Here is an 18,346-nt window from a genome sequence, read left to right as displayed (position 1 = left end):
AGGCCAGCCCCAGGATCGTCATGGTCGACACGGATCCGCGGAATTCCTGCTCTCTATCCGTGGAGCGATGAGATCCATGCCTCTCACCCTCGCCTCCGGCGATCGCACGAAACGACAGGTAAGCGCAGGTCCGAATCCTGATTCTGCGCGCGACCATCTCATTGCCGCACCGCGAGCGAGCCAAGCTTCGCCCGGTTCAGGGCCTGCAGCACCGGGCCGAGGCTGTATCGACCCGCTTTCTTGCGCTCCACGAGTGAGCGGAGATAGCCCCCCGGACTGCTGATCCGCTCAACCCTCTGCAGGATCGCCGCTACGGTGATGGCTGCGACGTCCTCGCCCATTTCAGTCCGTGCTTCCCGCCACGCATGGGGACTGATGCCCATGGCTGCCCGGGCAAGGTCCGCGACCGAAATGAGTTCGTTCCAGGTTCGGATCTCACCGCGTGCGTAGGCTTGGATATCCGGGCAGGCGTCGAGCACAAACCCAAGTGGGTAGGTCGCTCGAACCCTCGCGGCATCGACCGCCGGTCGGTCGATGATCGGACCCGCCGCTACGGCCTTTTTCTCTTCTTCCCCGGTAGCTTTTTCATAATCAGGTGACTCGGGATTTGAATTCTGATTGTGGCGATCATTCTGCGCGGCATTGCCGCTTGATTCTGCTGTTTCCCAATGTGCCGACAACAACTTGCTCAGATCGGCCCGCAAGTCAGCCAGGCCCGCTGCTGCAGCCGATAAGGCATCGCTGGACGGGGATCTCGGCAGGCTGTCGAGAATGGCGCGGTAACGGCTGCGGAGCAGCCCGGCCGATGTTGTGCCGCCTTCTACCTCTTCCAGAGCCAGGATCAGCTTCGCGCAGTCGCGACGCAAGAGGGTCACCTGCTCACGGGCGACGCGAAGTGTTCGTGCAGCCTCTCGGATTGCTTCGGCGAGGACTGCGAATTCACAGGCTCGGGCAACCAACGGCGACAGGTCGAACCCGAAGGCCTGGGTGACAGCTCCGGTCTGGCCGCGTCGGACGTAGCGCTTCCCATTCGGGCTGTCGCGCCGGATCACGATGCCGGCTTCCACCAAAGCCGCGAGGTGCCGACGAAGGCTTGCTTCCGCCATGCCGTGCGCTCTCAACGCCAGGGCCGTGTTCGACGGAAACACGACGAGCTCGCACCCCTCCCCGGGGCTCAACGTCGTTTCGGGATGGAAGGTCAACAGGGCATCCAAGACCGCGAGGGCGCGGTCGGAGAGTCCCAGGGCCGAGCGTGCGGCGGCAAGATCGCGGAAAACGGACCACTTGTTCACGGTGGTCTCGTTTGGACAGCCGGCCGCCTGCGCCTGCGCGTGGAATTGCGCAGCCGTCAGCGATCGCCGCCCGAAGGGCGTCGTGATGTGCAGGCTCATGGTGTGGCCGAGCACCGGGCAAAGTTCGGACGTTCGCCGAATCGACGTCAAAGTGCTTGACGATGTGCCGGGAGATGTGATTCTCTACGCTTGCTTAGGACGAGAGAGGGTCTTCCGGACGCGGTTCGGGGGGCCCTTTCTTTTTGCGGTGTTCTCGTCTCCTTTCGTTCGTGTGGCGGGTCGGGTTAGCCCTTGCTCTGCCGATAGGCCGCAAGGATCTCGGGAAGCCGGTCGAGGACATAGTCCGCCAACCCAGGCTCAATCTTTTCGTCGAAGGCGAGCGCAACGCGGTCGGCTGAACGCTCGACCCGGGCCAGCTTTCGACCGTGTTCGTCCTTCCAGATCTCGGCCTTCGGCCTGCGCTCCTGTTTCGGCGCAACGGCAGCGAAGATCGCTGCAAACCGTTCGTCCGTGTTCTTGGCTTGGAACGCCGGATCACCCAGGATCTCAGTCAGGGCAGGGCGGCTCGCATCCTTCACGCGCTCGGCCAGGAGCATCCAGCGCGGGCGGCCCGCCGCGGGAGCAGGACCGATCGCCTTGAGGATGTCCTCCGGAACGCTTCGGGCCACCGAGATCAAGGTCGAGAGATCGCCCTTCCCCACCCCCATGGCCGCGGTGATCGTCTCGCGGGGAAATCCGTGTGCCTCCAGACGCAGGGCGAAAAACGCACGCTCGATGTAGCTGAGGTCGCGCCGCTCGAGGTTCTCCTTGCCTTGGGCAATGACGAGCTCGGCATCGGTAAGCGGCCGCACCACCGCGCGCACCGGTCTCTCGAGGAGCTGGGCCGCGCGTGTCCGCCGTCGGCCGAATGCAATCTGATAGCGGCCGACGGCGGTGGGGTGAGGGCGGACCAGCACCGGCACCTGCTGGCCACTTTCCCGGATACTCTCCACGAGCGCGCCGAGGCTGGCATCGTTCGCATCGTCCACCCGGTCGGCAATGAACGAGGCGTCGATGAGCTTGGGGTCGAGGTCGATGACGGCCGAACCCTGCTCCAGAGCGGCGGCGGCATCCGCTTTCGCGGCCAGCCCACGCAGGGTGTTGCTCATCGCGCCGATGGCGCCACTCCGACGACGCTCCGGCGCCTGAGATGGGGGAGGGGGGTTTGCAGGTGCAAACTCATCGTTGGACTCACCCGGGTTTGCATCTGCAAACTGCTCCGGGCTTGACGCCGGCTTAGGGGTCGCCCGGGAGCCGAAGAGCGCGTCGAGGTTCGATCGGCGGCTCATGAGCGGCCCCACGCCAGTCGGATCAGCCCCTCGATCTCGCTATTGACCGCATCCAAAGCCTCGAGCGCCCGGTCGTAGGTCGAGCGCGTGATCCCCTCTCGGCCGATCTCGTAGAGAGTCTGCTTCGACAGCCCCGCGTCGGACACCGCCGAGGATTTCAGCATCGGCGCGGTCAGCACCGCGTCCTCGAACAGCGTGCGCAGCATTCCGACGATGCGGGTCTGCGGGGCGTCGTGCTGTTCGTAGCGCGTGATCAGGTAGCGCAGCCAGTCGTATTGAAGCCGCCCGCCATGCTCGGTGACGACGCCGAGCAGATCCTCCGTCATGGCCAGGAACTGGCTCATCGAAGCGACGTCGAGCATCTGCGGATGCACGGTCACCAGAAGCGCCGACGCCGCACAGAGAGCCGATAGCGTAAGGTACCCCAGCTGCGGCGGGCAATCGATGACGACCACGTCGTACTGGCTCTGGACCGATTCCAGCGCTTGCGCGATGCGGTCGAAGAACAGCGGTTCGCCGGGACGGCGCTCGCTGAGGGCGCGCGGCGTCTCGTGCTCGAACTCCATGAGTTCGAGGTTGGCTGGCACGAGGTCGAGGCCTGTAAAGTAGGTTCGGCGAATGATCGCTTCGAGAGGACGCCGTTCCGCGTCGTAGCGGATTGCGCCGTAGAGCGTCTCGTTCTCGCCGACCTCCAGTTCCGGCTGGACGCCCAGCAGAGCCGACATGCTGGCCTGTGGATCGAGGTCGAGCGCAAGGACCCGGTAACCCTTTAAAACCAGATGTTGGGCAAGATGCGTCGTTGTGGTCGTCTTGCCGGAGCCGCCTTTGAAGTTCGCGATGGCGATGACCTGAAGGTGCTCGTTCTCGCCTCGCATGGGCTGATAACGACGACCGCCACGTGTTTTCTCATCGAGATAAGCGCGAAGCCCATGGATATCGGCGAGACTGTAGGACCGCCGTCCGGTCGATGACACATCGGGTTGCGGACCATGCCCCTCGGATGCGAGTTGCTGAATCCGCGACACGGTCACACCGACGATGCGGGCCACCTCGGTGGAGGTGAAACGGCGCAGCGACTTCGCGGAACTGGGCGGAAAAAGCCCGGAGGAGATGGCCTGGAGCTGTTCGCGCAGCACCGCGGCGTGATCACCGATCATCGCGGCTGGCGATACGGGGGGAGGGGGCGCAACCATGTGAGCCCCCGTATACTGGTTCATCCTCTCAGGCCTCGCTTGCAGAAAAAGCGCCAAAATAGCGGACAAACTGCAACTGACTGCAGACAGTCACGATTCGCAAGCGTGAGTCGAGTCCCAAATGGTGACTCGGCAAGCCCGGCCGGAGATTGGGTTGTGGGCGAATCGGTTTGATGGTGTTTAGCCCGCCCGGTCGTTCGATGGCTTTCCGACCTGTCAGAGCAAGGTTTTGCCGCCGAGAAGCCCGTCCCAGCGACTAATAAAGACGTCCCGACCGCCGAAACGCGCGACGATGCCGTTCCACGCAGCTGCACCACACCGACTTCGCGATCGACCTGCCGCGCGGCAGGCGGCGTTTCGGGATCCCGTACCAGCGCTTGCCAGAAACCCCGACACCAGACGCGTGATGGACGCTTACGAAGGGACGCCTCGTCCGCGATAGTGCCCCGGGTTGACGACGCGATTGCAGTTATACGCGGCACAGTGCGACGGAGATCGAAACCACGCCCGAAGGTGTCGCAGCGGAGCTGCAACCGCGAAGGAGAGCTTTTTTGGAACTTGCGAACGTGCGCAGAACCGGATCAGGTCAGCGCTTGGAAAGCGGTGTAAAACAGGCTCTGCGTCGATCCTCTCCCATAGGGACACGGAGCCTTCAGGGAGCGCACCATGGCAGATCTTTCGGGCAAGACGGTCCTGATCACGGCGGCCGGGCAGGGGATCGGACGGGCGAGTGCGCTCGCCTTTGCGGCCGCCGGCGCTCGGGTCCACGCCACCGACATCAGCGCGGACGCCCTTGCCGAGCTGCGCGCCGACGGCCTCAGCACTGCGATCCTCGACGTGCGCGACGCGGCCGCCGTCGCGAGCCGGGTCGAGCGGATCGGTCGGATCGACGTGCTGTTCAATTGCGCCGGCGTGGTCCATGGCGGAACTATCCTGGAGATGCCCGATACGGATCTCGACGTCGCCTTCGACCTCAACGTCAAGGCGATGATCCGTACGATCCGCGCCGTGCTGCCCGGCATGATCGAACGACGCGACGGTGCCATCCTCAACATGGCCTCGGTGGCGTCCTCGGTGAAAGGTGTTCCGAACCGCTTCGCCTACGGGGTCACCAAGGCGGCTGTGATCGGGCTGACCAAGGCGGTGGCGGCCGATTACGTCGCCCACAACATCCGCTGCAACGCGATCTGCCCCGGCACTGTCGAGAGCCCATCACTGCAGGAGCGGATTCGGGCGCAGGGCGATTATGAGCAGACCCGGGCCGCGTTCATCGCCCGACAGCCGATCGGGCGGCTGGGCACGCCGGAGGAGATCGCCGACCTCGCGGTCTATCTGGCCGGAGCGACCTACACCACCGGCCAAGCCCTTGCGATCGATGGGGGCTGGACGATCTGATGCCTTCGCGTTGAAACTGTGCCGGATCGGTCGGCCCTCCGGGTCTTTCGCGTCGAAGCCGGTACGCCGCAGTCTAGGGATGGCGGCGCGAGGTCGATCCGTCCCCTTCGGCCCCGGAACGCGCCCGCCCCTGCGCCCCTTGCTTTCCCAGTGCCTCGCCCGTGAGATAGGACGGCCAATCGCAGCACCCTCCGGTGAGCGGACATTCAGCAAGGGTCAGGATGCCATGGCGGCCAGGGACGAAGCGACGTGGCGCGTCGGCGTCCTGTTTTCGCGAAGCGGGGTCAGCGGCATCACCGAGACCGAGCATTTTCTCGGCACCGCGCTCGCCATCGAGGAGATCAACACCGCCGGCGGCGTGCTCGGACGCCCGATCGAGCCGATCTGCTACGATCCCGCCGGCGACACCGACGCCTATCGTGCCCTGGCCCGGCGCATGCTGGCAGAGGATGGGGCCGAGGTGGTGTTCGGATGCTCGCTCTCGGCGAGCCGCAAATCGGTCATGTCCACCGTCGAGCGGCACAACGGCCTGCTCTGGTACCCGTCGATCTACGAGGGTTTCGAGTATTCGGAGAATATCATTTACACCGGAGCGACCCTGAACCAGAACATCTTCGCGCTGTCCGACTATTTGTTACAGCAACATGGCTCGCGGATCTTCATGATCGGCTCGGACTACATCTATCCCCGCGAGTCGAACCGGGTCATGCGCGACTTGATCGAGGCCAAGGGCGGCACCATCGTGGGCGAGCTTTATGCGCCGCTCGACGCCGACGAGGCCGCCCACGGGGCGATGGTCGCCGAGATCCGGCGGGTCGGCCCGGACGCGGTGTTCTCGACCGTGGTCGGGCGCGGGGCAGAGCGGCTGTACCGCGCCTACGCGGATGCGGGGATCGACCGGATGCGCTGCCCGATCGCGAGCCTGACCCTGGCCGAGGGGCAAATCCACGCGATCGGCCCCGAGCGCTGCACCGGCCACGTCCTCGCCGCGCCGTATTTCGCCGCCTTGCCGGGCGACGAGAACGAGCGCTTTGTCGGGGCCTTCGCGGCCCGGTTCGGGCCTGAGCGCCCCACCAGCATGTGGTCGGAGACCGCCTACGCGCAGGTGCATCTCTTCGCCCGGGCGCTGGCGGAAGCCGGCACACTCGATGCCGCGCGGCTCGGTGCGGCGGCCCTGCGCCAGCGGTTCGCGGCGCCGGAGGGCGAACTGACCTTCGACGGCGAGACCCGGCACATCTGGCTCACCCCCGGCATCGGGGTCGCGCGGGCAGATGGGCAGTTCGACGTGGTCTGGCGGGGCCGCCGGCCGGTGCGGCCCGATCCCTACCTCGCGTGGTCGCGCTTCGAGACGAACTGGCTGGACGAGGGGATCGCCGCGTGAGCGCCCCCGCGCGCAAGATCCTGGACGACCTGCGGCGGGCGCGCGCCCTCGTCATCCACCCCCGCGACGAGGAGGGCGCCGCCCTGCTCGAGCAGTTGCGCCGCCTCGGCTGCGCGGTCTCTTTGGTCTGGCCGCCGCCTGCCGCGCTGCCGCCGGAGATCGACACCCTGTTTATCCAGCTCGACGACGCGCAGGTGATGCACCTCCTGCCGTCGATCGAGGAGGCGGAACCGGCCGTCATCGCCATCGTGGCCTACGAGAGCCCGACCTCCCTGAAGGCGATCGCCGACGTGAACGCCCACGGCGTGCTCAACAAGCCGCTCCATCCCCGCGGCGTGCTGACCCAGTTCGCCCTGGCGCGCTACCGGCGCGGCTACGAGGGACGGCTGATCAGCAAGATCAACCGGCTGGAGGACACCATGAAGGGCCGCCGTACCGTCGAGAAGGCGGTCCGGCTTCTGGTGGACCTGAACCGGATCGACGAGGACGCCGCCTACAAGATGCTCCGGGACCGGGCCACCGCCGCCCGCGTGCCGATGGCGAGCGTCTCCGAGAGTGTGGTGGCGGCCTACGAGGCCATGAGCGGTCTGGGACTGCGCATCGCGTTGGCGGACAAGACCTGATCGCAGCAGCCTGCTGCTTTTATGGTCTTGCGGTCCGGAATGTGACGCGTATCGTCGTCGAACCGGGCAAGGTTGCCCCGCAGCAGCTTTGCTGCACCACATCACGGCTTTGAAGCCTCTGGTTCGCGGATGATCCTCTCCGCGTCCAGGGGCTTTTTGCGTTTTGGAGCGTCCATGGTCCAAGCGAACGATCCCGCGCGCCCGCCGATCCGGGTCTCCTGCATCCAGTTCGCGCCGCAATTCGGCGATGTCGCGGCCAACATGGCCCACGCGACGGATATCGTCCGCGCCGCCGCCGCCGAGGGCAGCCGGCTGATCGTCCTGCCGGAACTCGCCAGCACCGGCTACGTGTTCGAGTCCCAGGCCGAGGCGCGATCCCTCGCCGAGCCGGTGCCGGACGGTCCGACCACCCGCGCCTGGGCGGCGCTCGCGGCCGAACTCAACATCTATATCGTGGCAGGAATCGCCGAAGTGGCGGGCGACACCCTCTACAACGCCGCCGTGATCGTCGGGCCGGAGGGCTACATCGGCACCTACCGCAAGGCCCATCTCTGGGACCAGGAGAACGTGTTCTTCGCCAAGGGCGATCTCGGCTTCCCGGTCTTCGACACGGCGTTCGGCAAGGTCGGCGTCGCGATCTGCTACGACGGCTGGTTCCCCGAGACCTTTCGGCAGCTGGCCCTCGGCGGCGCCGAGATCGTCTGCATCCCGACCAACTGGGTGCCGATGCCCGACCAGCCGGCGGGCGAGGCCGCCATGGCCAACACGCTGCACCGGGCCGCCGCGCATTCGAACGGCCTCTTCATCGCCTGCGCCGACCGGGTCGGCGTGGAGCGCGGACAACCCTTCGAGGGCCAGAGCCTGATCATCGGGCCGAAGGGCTGGCCCCTTGCCGGCCCGGCGAGCCGCACGGAGACCGAGACCCTCTCGGCGCTGGTCGACCTCGACGCGGCCGGACGCAAGGACCTCAACACGTTCAACTCGCTGCTGCGCGACCGCCGCACCGACATCTACGGCTGAACCGCAGACCCGCGCCCCGTCCCCCCACAAGGAGTTCGTTCATGGTGAAATGGTCCCTCCTCGGCGCTACCACGCTGGCGCTCGGCGCCACCACGCTGGCGCTCGCGGCAACGGCCGCGCAGGCCGCCGACAGCAAGCCGATCGTCATCGGCATCCCGATCGGCCTGTCGGGCGCCAACAGCGTCGTGGCGCCCTCGGTGGTGCAGTCGGCCGAACTCGCGGTCGAGGAGATCAACGCCAAGGGCGGCGTGCTCGGCCGCAAGCTCGCCCTGGAGGTGGCCGACGACGCCTCGGGGGCGGCGGGCGCCCAGAAGGCATTCGACAGCCTGATCTACCAGAAGAAGGTCGACGTCCTGATCTCCATGGAGACGAGCGCGGCCCGAAACGCCGGCCTGCCCGCCGTGACCAAGGGGAAGGTACCCTACATCTACACCTCGTTCTACGAGGGCCATTCCTGCAACAAGAACATGTTCGTCGATGCCTGGGTGCCGGAGCAGCAGGTCCCGCCGGTGGTGGACGCCTTCAAGGCGAAGGGCGCCAAGACCTACTTCCTGATCGGCAGCGATTACGCCTTCGGCCGCGGCATGCTGGGCTTCACCAAGAGTTACGTCGAGAAGACCGGCGGCAAGGTTCTCGGCGAGGAATACCTGCCGATGGACGGCAGCGACTGGACGGCGATCATCTCCAAGCTGAAGGAAGCCAAGCCTGACGCGCTGATCACCTCGACGGCCGGCGGCGCGCCGAATGTCACGCTGACGAAGCAGTTGCGCGGCGCGGGCGTGGCGCTGCCCTTCGCCAATCTCGCGCTGGACGAGGGCACCGCCAAGAGCATGGGCGCCGATGCCGACGGCGTCTACCTTTCGGCCTCCTACGTCACCGGGATCGACAGCCCAGAGAACAAGACTTTCCTGGCGGCGATGCAGAAGAAGTTCGGCGCGGAGCTGCGCACTCCGAACGACCTCTCGGTGCCGGAATACGAGGCGATCTACCTGTACAAGGCCGCCGTCGAGAAGGCGGGCGGGACCGAGACCGCCAAGGTGCTGGAGGCGCTGCCGACGGTGAGCGTCACCGGCCCGCGGGGCACGATCCGGATGAACAAACAGCACCACGCGCCGCTGACCATGTATCTCGGCCAGATCCAGAAGGACGGCACCGTGAAGGTCGCCGGCACCTTCAAGGACGTCGATCCCGGGGAGCAGTGCCCGAAGCTGCAATGAGGGGCGGGGGCTGAGGGATCCGCGCGTCTCCCTCCCCCCTCTGCGGGGGAGGGGGCGCAGCGGCCCGTGCCGTGCCTTCCTATTCCCGCGCACCCGGAATCCCCGATGCTGCTGACCCTCGACATCCTGACCACCGCGGCGATCCTGTTCATCGTCTCGATCGGCCTCCTGGCGATCTTCGGCGTGCTCAAGATCATCAACTTCGCCCATGGGGCGTGGCTGACGGTCGGCGCCTATTGCGCGGTGGTGACCGCCAAGCTCGGGCTCAATCCCTGGGCGGCGCTGCCGCTGGCCTTCGTGGTCGGCGCGGCGCTCGGTGGGCTGGCGGAACACTTCATCATCCGCCCGCTCTACCGGCGGCCGCTCGACGCGATCCTGGCGACCTGGGGGCTCGGCATCGTGGTCGGGCAGCTCGTCACCCTGGCCTTCGGCCGGGACGTCCAGATGACCCCGAACCTCTTCGCCGGCACCATCGCAATCCTCGGCGTCGAGTATTCCGCCTACCGGCTCGTTGCGCTCGGCATCGCGCTGGCGATCGGCCTCCTGTTCGCGCTGACCATCGAGCGGACCCGGCTCGGCCTCTCGGCCCGGGCGGTGATCATGAACGAGACGCTGGCGCGCAGCCTCGGCATCGACACCGGGCGGGTGCGCCTCGTGGTCTTCATGATCGGCGCCGGCTTGGCCGCGCTCGCCGGCGTGCTGCTGACGCCGCTCACCAGCGTCGATCCCAACATGGGCGTCTCCTGGCTGATCGGTGCCTTCATGCTGGTGATGGTCGCCGACGCCTCCTACCTCGCCCTGGCGGCGGCCTGCCTCGTGTTCGGCGCCGCGCAGGTCCTGATCAGCACCTTCGTGAGCCCGATCCTGGGCAGCATCGCCATCGCGGTGCTCGCCGCCCTCGTGCTGCGGATCAGCCCGAAAGGTTTCTCCCGTGCTTGAAACCCTGCCCGCCGCCGGGCGCATCGCCCCGCCCCCCCGGCGCCGTCTCGCCGTCGCGGCCCCCTGCGTGGTCGCCGGCCTCGCCGCGATGGCGCTCTGGATCGCGCCGGCCGTCCTCGACACCTTCGCGGTCAACGTCCTGACCCGCTCGATGATCTACGCGGTGCTGGCCGTCACGGTGGACCTGCTCTGGGGCTTCGCCGGGATCCTGACCTTCGGGCAGGCCGCCTTCTTCGGCGTCGGCGCCTACGCCACCGCGATGATCCTGACCGCCCTCGGTGCCACGCCGGCGGGCTTCGCGGCGGCCCTCGCCACCGCCATTGCGGCACCGGCGCTCCTCGGCCTCGTGGTCGGTTGGCTGTCGTTCTATCACCGCTCGACGCCGCTCTACGCCTCGGTGATCTCGCTGGTCGTCCCGATCGTCGTGGTGCAGCTGATCTATGCCGGCGGGGAATCGACCGGGTCCAGCAGCGGCCTCGTCGGCTTCGACGTGCTGCCCTTGGAGATCGCGGGCTATTTCCGCCTCGCGGCGCTGGTCCTGGTCCTCGTCACGCTGGTGGCCTGGATCCTTGTGCGCTCGGATGCCGGGCGCGCCCTGGTGGCGCTCCGGGACAACGAGGCGCGCTGCGCCTATCTCGGCCTCAACCCCCGGCGCCTCCAGATCCTGCTGACCGCGGCTCTGGCCGCCGTCGCGGGGCTCGCCGGCTTCCTGTTCGCCAACGCTTCGGGCGTCGTCGCCCCGGAGAATGCCGGCTTCCTGTTCGGCACGGAACTCGTGATCTGGGTGGCCCTCGGCGGCCGCGGCACGCTGCTCGGCCCGGTGCTCGGCACCATCGCCATCGACTACCTCGCGGCGAACCTCTCGGGAGACCTGCCATTCCTCTGGCAGCTCCTGCTGGGCACGGCCTTCGTCATCATCATCATCCTGCTGCCGGGCGGCCTTGCCGACCTCGTCGGCCGCCTGTGGCGGGTTCTGCCGATCGGCCGCCGAACCAGAGCGGCGCCGCACCTCGTGGCCCGGGTCGCCGCGCCCGAGGCGGCCGGGACCGGCGTCCCGATCCTCAAGGTCGAGAATCTCGCCAAGGCCTACGGCGCCCTGACGGTGCTGGAGGGCATCGACCTGGAGATCCGGGCGGGCGAGCTCGTCAGCCTCGTCGGTCCCAACGGCGCCGGAAAAACCACGCTGATGCGCTGCCTCAGCGACGGCACCGAGCCGTTCACGGGGGCGGTCGCGATCGGTGGCACCGCGATCACCGGGCTGACGCCCAACCGGATCGTCGGCCTCGGGGTCGGGCGCAAGTTCCAGGTGGCGAGCGTGTTCGAGAGCCTGTCGGTGGCCGATTGCCTCCGGCTCGCCCGGGCACCGCATGACGGGCTGAGCCCGGTCGGGCAGGCCGAGACGCTCGGCCTGCCGCAGGCCGCCCTCGACGTGCTGCGGATGACCGGCCTCGACCACCTGCTGACGCCGCCGACGCGCCTCCTCTCCCATGGCCAGAAGCAGGCGCTCGAACTCGCCATGGTGGTGGCGCTGGAGCCGCGCCTGATCCTGCTGGACGAGCCCACCGCGGGCCTGACCAAGGCCGAGCGCACCACCATCGGGACAGTCCTCAAGGCGCTCACCACCGGACGCGGCATCGCCGCCGTGCTGGTCGAGCACGACCTCGATTTCGTGCGGGAGATTTCTTCGCGGATCGTGGTGCTGCACCAGGGCCGGCTGGTTCTCGACGGAACGGTCGAAGCGGTCGTCGGCTCCGAACTGGTCCGGACGATCTATTCGGGAGGCGCCCATGGCTGAGGCAGCACGGCACGGTGCACCGATGGAGGCCGCCCTCGCCCTCGAACGGGTGTCGAGCGGCTACGGCGCCGTCTCCATCGTGAAGGACGTGTCCCTGTCGGTCGGGCAGGGGGAGATCGTGGCGCTGCTGGGCAAGAACGGCATGGGCAAGACCACCCTGCTCAAGACCATCCTGGGCATGGTGGCCCTGCGCGGCGGAGCCATCACGATCGGCGGACAGGCGCTCGCCGGCCTCACGCCCGCCCGGCTCGTGGCGCTCGGCCTCGGCTATGCGCCCCAGGAGCAGCCCCTGTTCCAGGATCTGTCGATCCGCGACAACCTGCGCCTCGCCGTGCCGTCCGACCGGATGCTGCCGGCGGCGCTGGAGCGGCTGTTCGGCCACTTTCCCTTCCTGAAGGACCGGCTGGCCCAGCGCGCCGGCACCCTCTCTGGGGGCGAGCAGAAGATGCTGATCCTCGGCCGCGCCCTGATGCTGCGTCCGCGCCTCCTCCTGATCGACGAGATCTCCGAGGGGGTGCAGCCGTCGATGGTCGCGCGCCTGCGCGGCGTGCTCCAGGCCGAGCGGGCGGCGGGCGTCTCCATGCTGGTGGTGGAGCAGCACGTCGCCTTCGCGCTGGGGCTGGCCGACCGCTACGCGGTGCTCAAGCTCGGCGAGATCGTGGATAGCGGCCCCGCCCGGGCACCGGACGCGCAGGCCCGCGTGATCGACCATCTGGCGGTGTGAGCCATGAGCGAACTCAACACCTTCTCGATCGCCGCCCGCTGCCCGCGGACCGGGCAGCTCGGCGTCGCGGTGGCGAGCGCGGTGCCGGCGGTGGGCGGTCTCTGCCCGTATCTCCGGGCGGGGATCGGGGCCGTCACCACCCAGTCCTGGGTCAATCCCTACCTCGCCGCGCGCATCCTCGACGGTCTCGGGGCGGGGCTCGGCCCCGATGCGGCGCTCGCAGCGGCACTCGCCACCGACGACCGGCCGGACCTGCGCCAGCTCGGGCTCGTCGACGGGCACGGGATGGCCGCAGCCTGGACCGGGGCCGGTTGCACAGCGGAGGCCGGGCACCGCACGGGCCCGGGCTACGCCGTCCAGGGCAACATGCTGACGGATCCCGGCGTGATCGACGCCATGGCGCGGGCCTTCGAGGAAAGCGCCGGGCACGATCTCGACGAGCGGCTGATGCGCACCCTGGAGGCCGGTGACGCGGCCGGCGGCGACAGGCGCGGCAAGCAGTCCGCGGCCCTCAAGATCGTCGCCCGGGAGGATTATCCCTCCCTCGATCTGCGGGTCGACGAGCACGCCGAGCCCGTCGCCGAACTCCGCCGGATCCTCGGCGTCGCCCGGTGCCAGCTCGTGCCGTTCGTGGCGGGCATGCCGCGCAAGGACGGGCCCGCGGGGGCGCTGCCGGAAGCAGTCTCCGCGATGCTGCTCCGGCCGCCCGGGGAGCGGCCCGGTTCGGCGCCGGCCGACATCTCGGACCTCCTGTCCGACGTCATCGGGCTGCCCCCGGAGGCAGCCGAGCGAATGGCGCACCTGCAAGCGCAGTTCGCGCCGGTCCTGGCCGAGATCAGGACCCTGCGCGCCCTCGACCTCACGCAGGTCCATCCGGCCATCCTGTTCGATCCGAGTCTGCCCTATCGCGGGGTGCCCCATGAGTGACGCCCTGTGGCAGCTGCCGATCACGGAGCTCGCCCGGCGGATCGCGTCGCGAAACCTGTCGAGCGTCGAACTCGTCGGCGCCGCGCTCGACCGGATCCGGCGCCTCGACGGAGACCTCCAGAGTTTCGTGGCCCTCTCGTCCACCGCCCTCGACGCGGCGCGCGCCGCCGATGCGGAAATCGCCCGGACGGGTCCGCGCAGCCCGCTCCACGGGATCCCGATCGGCATCAAGGACAATTACACGACGGCCGAGCTGCCGACCCGGGCCGGAACGGCGGTGGACGGCCTCACCTTCCCGCAGGAGGACAGCCACGCCGTGTCGCGGCTCCGCGCAAGCGGCGCGGTGATCCTCGGCAAGACGCGGATGCACGAATTCGCCTGGGGCATGGTCACGCCGCCGACCCGCAACCCCTGGGACCGCGACCGGGTGCCCGGCGGATCGAGCGGTGGTTCGGCAGCCGCGGTGGCGGCCCGGCTCTGTCCGGCGGCGCTGGGCTCGGATACCGGCGGCTCCATCCGCATTCCGGCAGCCCTGTGCGGGATCGTCGGCCTCAAGCCGACCTTCGGCCGGATCGGCCGCTCGGGGATCGTCCCGCATTCCTGGTCCCTCGACCATGCCGGTCCGCTGACCCTGACGGTGGCCGATGCGGCGCTGCTGCTGCAGATCCTCGCCGGCCCCGATCCGGCCGATCCGGCCGCCGCCGCGGTCCCGGTGCCGGATTACGCGGCCGGACTCGACCAGACGCTGCAGGGCCTGCGGGTCGCGGTGATCCGCAACCACTTCTTCGAGATCATCGACGACGACGTCTTCGAAGCAGTCGAGGCGGCGATCCGGTTCTTCGCCGGGCAGGGCTGCAGGGTGCGGGACGTGGCGGTGCCGTCCCTGCGGTTCGGGCTCGGCGCAATCTACGCCATCGAGCTGGCCTCCTCGACGGCCTACCACGACCGCAATCTGACGCAGGGCCACGTCGCGGGCTTTGCGGAGGATGTCCGCGATCTCGTGGAGATGGGCCGCTTGGTGACCGGCCCGGACTACCTGCGGGCCGAGCAGGCGCGGGCGTTGATTATGGCCGAGATGGCCGCCGTGCTGGAGGAGGCCGACGTGATCGTCACCCCCACGGCACCCCTGACCGCATGGCGGGCCGACGAGACCACCGTCACGATTGCCGGGCGGCGGGAGAGCGTCCTGGCGGCGTCCTGGCGCCTGACCTACCCGTTCAATCTCACCGGGCTCCCGGCGATCGCGGTGCCCTGCGGCTTCGACCGGCGATCCCTGCCGATCAGCCTGCAGATCGCCGCGCGGCCCTTCGCCGAGGCCATGCTCCTGCGGTTCGCACACCAGTACGAGCGGGCGCATGACTGGTGGCGCCGGATCCCGCTTGCGCCGGATCCGTGACGCCGGCGCAGGCGCGCCTCAAGGCCTGGACCGTCCCGCGAGGGATTTCAGTACGGCGATGAGCTGTTTCTCGAAAAGCAGCGCCGAGCCGTCGTAAAACTCCGGGTCGAACGCATGTTTCGCGTTCATGACCGAGGACGCGCTCTGCACCGCGATCGGGCGACTTGCCTCGCCGAACGGGCCTGAGCCGGACCCGCCATAGCCGTCGTTGCAAGCGTGGCGGGCGCGGCGGATCGCCCTTGAGCAGACGGTGTAAGCGACCGCAGCCGAAACGCTGGCATGATCGAGCACGACGCTGACGGTCACGGCTTTTCGAAGTATACAGAGCACCAAATTAGACCACATTTTCTTGTATTACAATAAATAGAAAAGCAATATTCATCCAAATTTTTGTAAATTGTTCGATAGTATCTGGGTATTTAGAAAATATTGTGCAGAACAGATCGATCTTCCACTTTAAATAAGATCATCTGGCCCCGGTTTTGCTTTGCATTCCGCGCCCTTGACTCATCCGGAATAGGAGGCGGCAAGCGAGATGGCAGAGGCATCGGGTTTAAGTCGGCGAAAGCTGATCGCCATGGTCGGGGCGGCCGCCGGGAGTGCAGCCGCCTATCAGGTGATGACCAGCCTCGGGTTCGCCGAGGAATCGCCCTATCGTGGTCCGATCCGGCTCGACGGCGATCCCAAGGGCGCCTCGGTTCTGATCCTGGGGGCCGGCCTCGCCGGCATGACGGCCGCACTCGAGTTGCACCGGGCGGGGTACCAAGTCCAGATCCTCGAATACAACATCCGGGCCGGCGGCCGGAACTGGTCACTGCGCGGCGGCGATACCTACACTGAACTGGGCGGCGCCGTGCAGCGCTGCGAGTTCGAGACCGGCCTCTATCTCAATCCCGGCCCGTGGCGGATCCCCTATCACCACCACGGCGTCCTCGATTACTGCCGACGCCTCGGGGTCGCCCTGGAGCCGTTCATTCAGCTCAACCACAACGCCTATGTCCACAACACGACGGGCTTCGGGGGGGCGCCGCAGCGAATCCGCACGGTCAAGACCGATTTCGAGGGCGCCACCGCGGAGCTTCTGGCCAAGGCGACCCGTAAGGGCGCGCTCGACGCGCAGGTATCCAAGGACGATCAGGAGATCCTCATCGAGGCCCTGCGGTCGCTCGGCGGCCTGGACAAGGATCTCACCTATCGCGCCGGTGACACGTCATCGGAGTTCCGCGGCTACGCCCGCGATCCCGGCGGCGGGCTCTCGGCGCGCCCGGTCGACGGCGCGCCGATGGGACTCCACGACATCCTGACCTCGCGGCTGTGGCGCGGCCTGCAGAACTTCCTGCTGTACGAGTTCCAGACCACGATGTTCCAGCCGGTCGGCGGCATGGGCCGCATCGGTGAGGCCTTCGCCCGCGCCCTGCCGCCCGAGACCATCCGGTACGGCGCGAAGGTGATCGAGATCGCCCAGGACGGTCACAGCGTCACGGCCACCTACCAGGACACGCGCCAGGGCGGCGCGGTCCGGCAGGTCCAGGCGGATTGGTGCGTCTGCGCCCTGCCGTTGACGGTCCTGAGCCAGATCCCGACCCAGGTCGGCGCAAAGATGAAGGCGGCGATCGACGCGGTACCCTACGCCGCGTCCGTGAAGATCGGGTTGCAGTTCAAGCGGCGGTTCTGGGAGGAGGACGAGCACATCTTCGGCGGCATCTCCTACACCGATCTGCCGATCCGCCAGATCAGCTATCCATCGACCGGCTACAATACCGGCGGCAAGGGCGTGCTACTCGGCGGCTACACCTGGAACGGGCCCGGCTCCTACGAATTCACCGCCATGAGCCCCGCCGAGCGGGTGCGCCGCGCCGTCGCGTACGGAAGCCAGATCCACCCGCAATACCGCACCGAGTTCGAGACAGGCATCGCGGTCGCCTGGCACCGCGTGCCGTTCACGCTGGGCTGCGCCGGCGATTGGACCGCGGCGGCGCGCGCCGAGCATTACGACAACCTCTGCGCCCTCGACGGGCGGATCATGCTCGCCGGTGAGCACGCCTCCTACATTCCGGCCTGGCAGGAGGGCGCAATCCTCTCGGCGCTCGATGCGGTTTCGCGGCTCCACAAGAGGGTCCTGGCGGCATGAGCGGAGTCTTCGTATCCCGAACGATCGCCGGAGCGGTCGCAATCGCACTGATCCTGGCGACGCGCGTTGGCGCCTCTGCGCAGGAGCCAGCCACCAAAGCGGCGCTGCCGTCGGCCGGGCCGGCGATGAGCGTCGGCAAGAGCTTCACCGAGGTTGGGGGCGAGGCTCTTTACGCCCAGGTCTGCGCCGCCTGCCATCAGGCGGACGGGGAGGGCGCGGTCGGTGCGGCGTCCTACCCGGCGCTCACGCATAACGCGCGGCTCGCGGCGGCGGGCTATTCGGTCACGATCCTGGTGCGCGGCCTGCGCGGCATGCCGCCGATCGGACGCATGATGACCGACACACAGGTGGCGGAGGTCGTGAACTACGTCCGCACGCATTTCGACAATCATTACGACGACGCGATCACCCCCGAGGATGTGAAGGCAGCACGGCCATGATCGGACACACCCTGATGAAGCAGACGGTGATCCCCGGCTCCCTGGCGCTCGCGCTGGCCCTGACGGCCGGGCCGGGCCGCGCCGCGGAGGACATCGTCCGGCACCCGATCCCGGGCTCGGACTTTCCGATCTCGGAAGCGATCGAGGTGCCGGCGGGCCACGCGACGGTCTATCTCAGCGGCTTCGGGCCTGTGGTGGCGGACCCGAAGGCCGAGAAGAACACGCTTGCCGCCTTCGGCGACACCCGCACGCAGACGGCCTCGACCCTGGCGTCGATCGAGGCTGCGCTCAAACGGCAGAACCTGTCGCTGCGCGACGTGGTGAAGATGACGGTCTTTCTGGTCGGCGACCCGGCGAAGGGCGGCCGGATGGATTTCGCCGGCCTGATGGACGCCTACCGAGAACGGTTCGGGACGCCGTCCCAGCCGAACCTACCGGTCCGCTCGGCGCTCCAAGTCGCGGCGCTGGCCAATCCGGGATGGCTCGTCGAAATCGAGGTCACCGCCATCCGGCCATGACCGGCGGTCGAACCGAAATTGAATTAC

Annotated in this window: 17 protein-coding genes; 13 read left to right on the top strand and 4 right to left on the bottom strand. The window is 68.0% G+C overall.

The annotated features are described in order from the left end of the window. Positions 1-158: 158 nt before the first annotated feature. From repC to repA, 3 genes are all read right to left on the bottom strand, one after another. Positions 159-1,391, bottom strand: coding sequence for a plasmid replication protein RepC (gene repC, locus MKK63_RS24975; RefSeq protein WP_244006469.1), 1,233 nt, complete (start codon positions 1,389-1,391; stop codon positions 159-161). 185 nt (positions 1,392-1,576) lie between these two features. After that, entirely contained in the window at positions 1,577-2,620 is a 1,044-nt protein-coding gene (repB, locus tag MKK63_RS24970) for a plasmid partitioning protein RepB (protein WP_279574859.1), read from the bottom strand. Beyond that, positions 2,617-3,777, bottom strand: coding sequence for a plasmid partitioning protein RepA (gene repA / locus MKK63_RS24965; protein ID WP_244006467.1), 1,161 nt, complete (start codon positions 3,775-3,777; stop codon positions 2,617-2,619). The genes repB and repA overlap by 4 nt, the downstream gene beginning before the upstream one ends. A 702-nt stretch (positions 3,778-4,479) precedes the next feature. Here repA and MKK63_RS24960 point away from each other — a divergent pair. From MKK63_RS24960 to MKK63_RS24915, 10 genes are all read left to right on the top strand, one after another. After that, positions 4,480-5,208 (top strand): SDR family oxidoreductase, encoded by a 729-nt coding sequence (locus MKK63_RS24960; protein WP_244006465.1) that lies wholly within the window; start codon positions 4,480-4,482, stop codon positions 5,206-5,208. A gap of 226 nt (positions 5,209-5,434) precedes the next feature. Then, the gene (locus tag MKK63_RS24955) at positions 5,435-6,589 is read left to right on the top strand and encodes a transporter substrate-binding domain-containing protein (protein WP_244006464.1); all 1,155 of its coding nucleotides are present in this window, start codon (positions 5,435-5,437) and stop codon (positions 6,587-6,589) included. Beyond that, a complete protein-coding gene (locus tag MKK63_RS24950) occupies positions 6,586-7,212 on the top strand; it encodes an ANTAR domain-containing response regulator (protein WP_244006463.1) in 627 nt (208 codons plus the stop codon). Before MKK63_RS24955 ends, MKK63_RS24950 begins: the two co-directional genes overlap by 4 nt. Before the next feature lie 174 nt (positions 7,213-7,386). Beyond that, complete coding sequence (locus MKK63_RS24945) at positions 7,387-8,232, top strand: nitrilase family protein (RefSeq protein WP_244006462.1); 846 nt, start codon at positions 7,387-7,389, stop codon at positions 8,230-8,232. A gap of 41 nt (positions 8,233-8,273) precedes the next feature. Further along, entirely contained in the window at positions 8,274-9,449 is a 1,176-nt protein-coding gene (locus MKK63_RS24940; RefSeq protein ID WP_244006461.1) for a substrate-binding protein, read from the top strand. A gap of 105 nt (positions 9,450-9,554) precedes the next feature. After that, positions 9,555-10,388, top strand: coding sequence for a branched-chain amino acid ABC transporter permease (locus MKK63_RS24935; protein WP_244006460.1), 834 nt, complete (start codon positions 9,555-9,557; stop codon positions 10,386-10,388). Then, positions 10,381-12,183 (top strand): ABC transporter permease subunit, encoded by a 1,803-nt coding sequence (locus MKK63_RS24930; RefSeq protein WP_244006458.1) that lies wholly within the window; start codon positions 10,381-10,383, stop codon positions 12,181-12,183. The genes MKK63_RS24935 and MKK63_RS24930 overlap by 8 nt, the downstream gene beginning before the upstream one ends. Beyond that, complete coding sequence (locus MKK63_RS24925) at positions 12,176-12,907, top strand: ABC transporter ATP-binding protein (protein WP_244006456.1); 732 nt, start codon at positions 12,176-12,178, stop codon at positions 12,905-12,907. The genes MKK63_RS24930 and MKK63_RS24925 overlap by 8 nt, the downstream gene beginning before the upstream one ends. Positions 12,908-12,910: 3 nt before the next feature. Continuing rightward, the gene (locus MKK63_RS24920; RefSeq protein WP_244006454.1) at positions 12,911-13,834 is read left to right on the top strand and encodes a DUF1028 domain-containing protein; all 924 of its coding nucleotides are present in this window, start codon (positions 12,911-12,913) and stop codon (positions 13,832-13,834) included. Then, positions 13,827-15,230 carry an amidase gene (locus tag MKK63_RS24915; RefSeq protein WP_244006451.1) on the top strand — a complete coding sequence of 468 codons (1,404 nt, stop codon included), beginning with the start codon at positions 13,827-13,829 and terminating at the stop codon, positions 15,228-15,230. Before MKK63_RS24920 ends, MKK63_RS24915 begins: the two co-directional genes overlap by 8 nt. Before the next feature lie 18 nt (positions 15,231-15,248). Here the strand turns inward: MKK63_RS24915 and MKK63_RS24910 are convergent, their stop codons facing one another. Beyond that, positions 15,249-15,536, bottom strand: coding sequence for a hypothetical protein (locus MKK63_RS24910; RefSeq protein ID WP_409564558.1), 288 nt, complete (start codon positions 15,534-15,536; stop codon positions 15,249-15,251). A gap of 229 nt (positions 15,537-15,765) precedes the next feature. Here MKK63_RS24910 and MKK63_RS24905 point away from each other — a divergent pair, with 229 nt between their 5' ends. From MKK63_RS24905 to MKK63_RS24895, 3 genes are read left to right on the top strand one after another with little or no spacing between them, the layout of a single operon-like run. Continuing rightward, complete coding sequence (locus MKK63_RS24905) at positions 15,766-17,361, top strand: flavin monoamine oxidase family protein (protein ID WP_244006449.1); 1,596 nt, start codon at positions 15,766-15,768, stop codon at positions 17,359-17,361. Beyond that, positions 17,358-17,801 (top strand): c-type cytochrome, encoded by a 444-nt coding sequence (locus MKK63_RS24900; RefSeq protein ID WP_244006447.1) that lies wholly within the window; start codon positions 17,358-17,360, stop codon positions 17,799-17,801. The genes MKK63_RS24905 and MKK63_RS24900 overlap by 4 nt, the downstream gene beginning before the upstream one ends. After that, positions 17,798-18,319: a RidA family protein gene (locus tag MKK63_RS24895; RefSeq protein ID WP_244006445.1), complete on the top strand. Its 522-nt coding sequence runs from the start codon at positions 17,798-17,800 to the stop codon at positions 18,317-18,319. Before MKK63_RS24900 ends, MKK63_RS24895 begins: the two co-directional genes overlap by 4 nt. The last annotated feature ends 27 nt before the right edge of the window (positions 18,320-18,346 follow it).

This window comes from Methylobacterium sp. J-088 (assembly GCF_022829295.1).
Taxonomy (GTDB): domain Bacteria; phylum Pseudomonadota; class Alphaproteobacteria; order Rhizobiales; family Beijerinckiaceae; genus Methylobacterium.
This window is presented reverse-complemented; position numbering and strand designations above follow the sequence as displayed.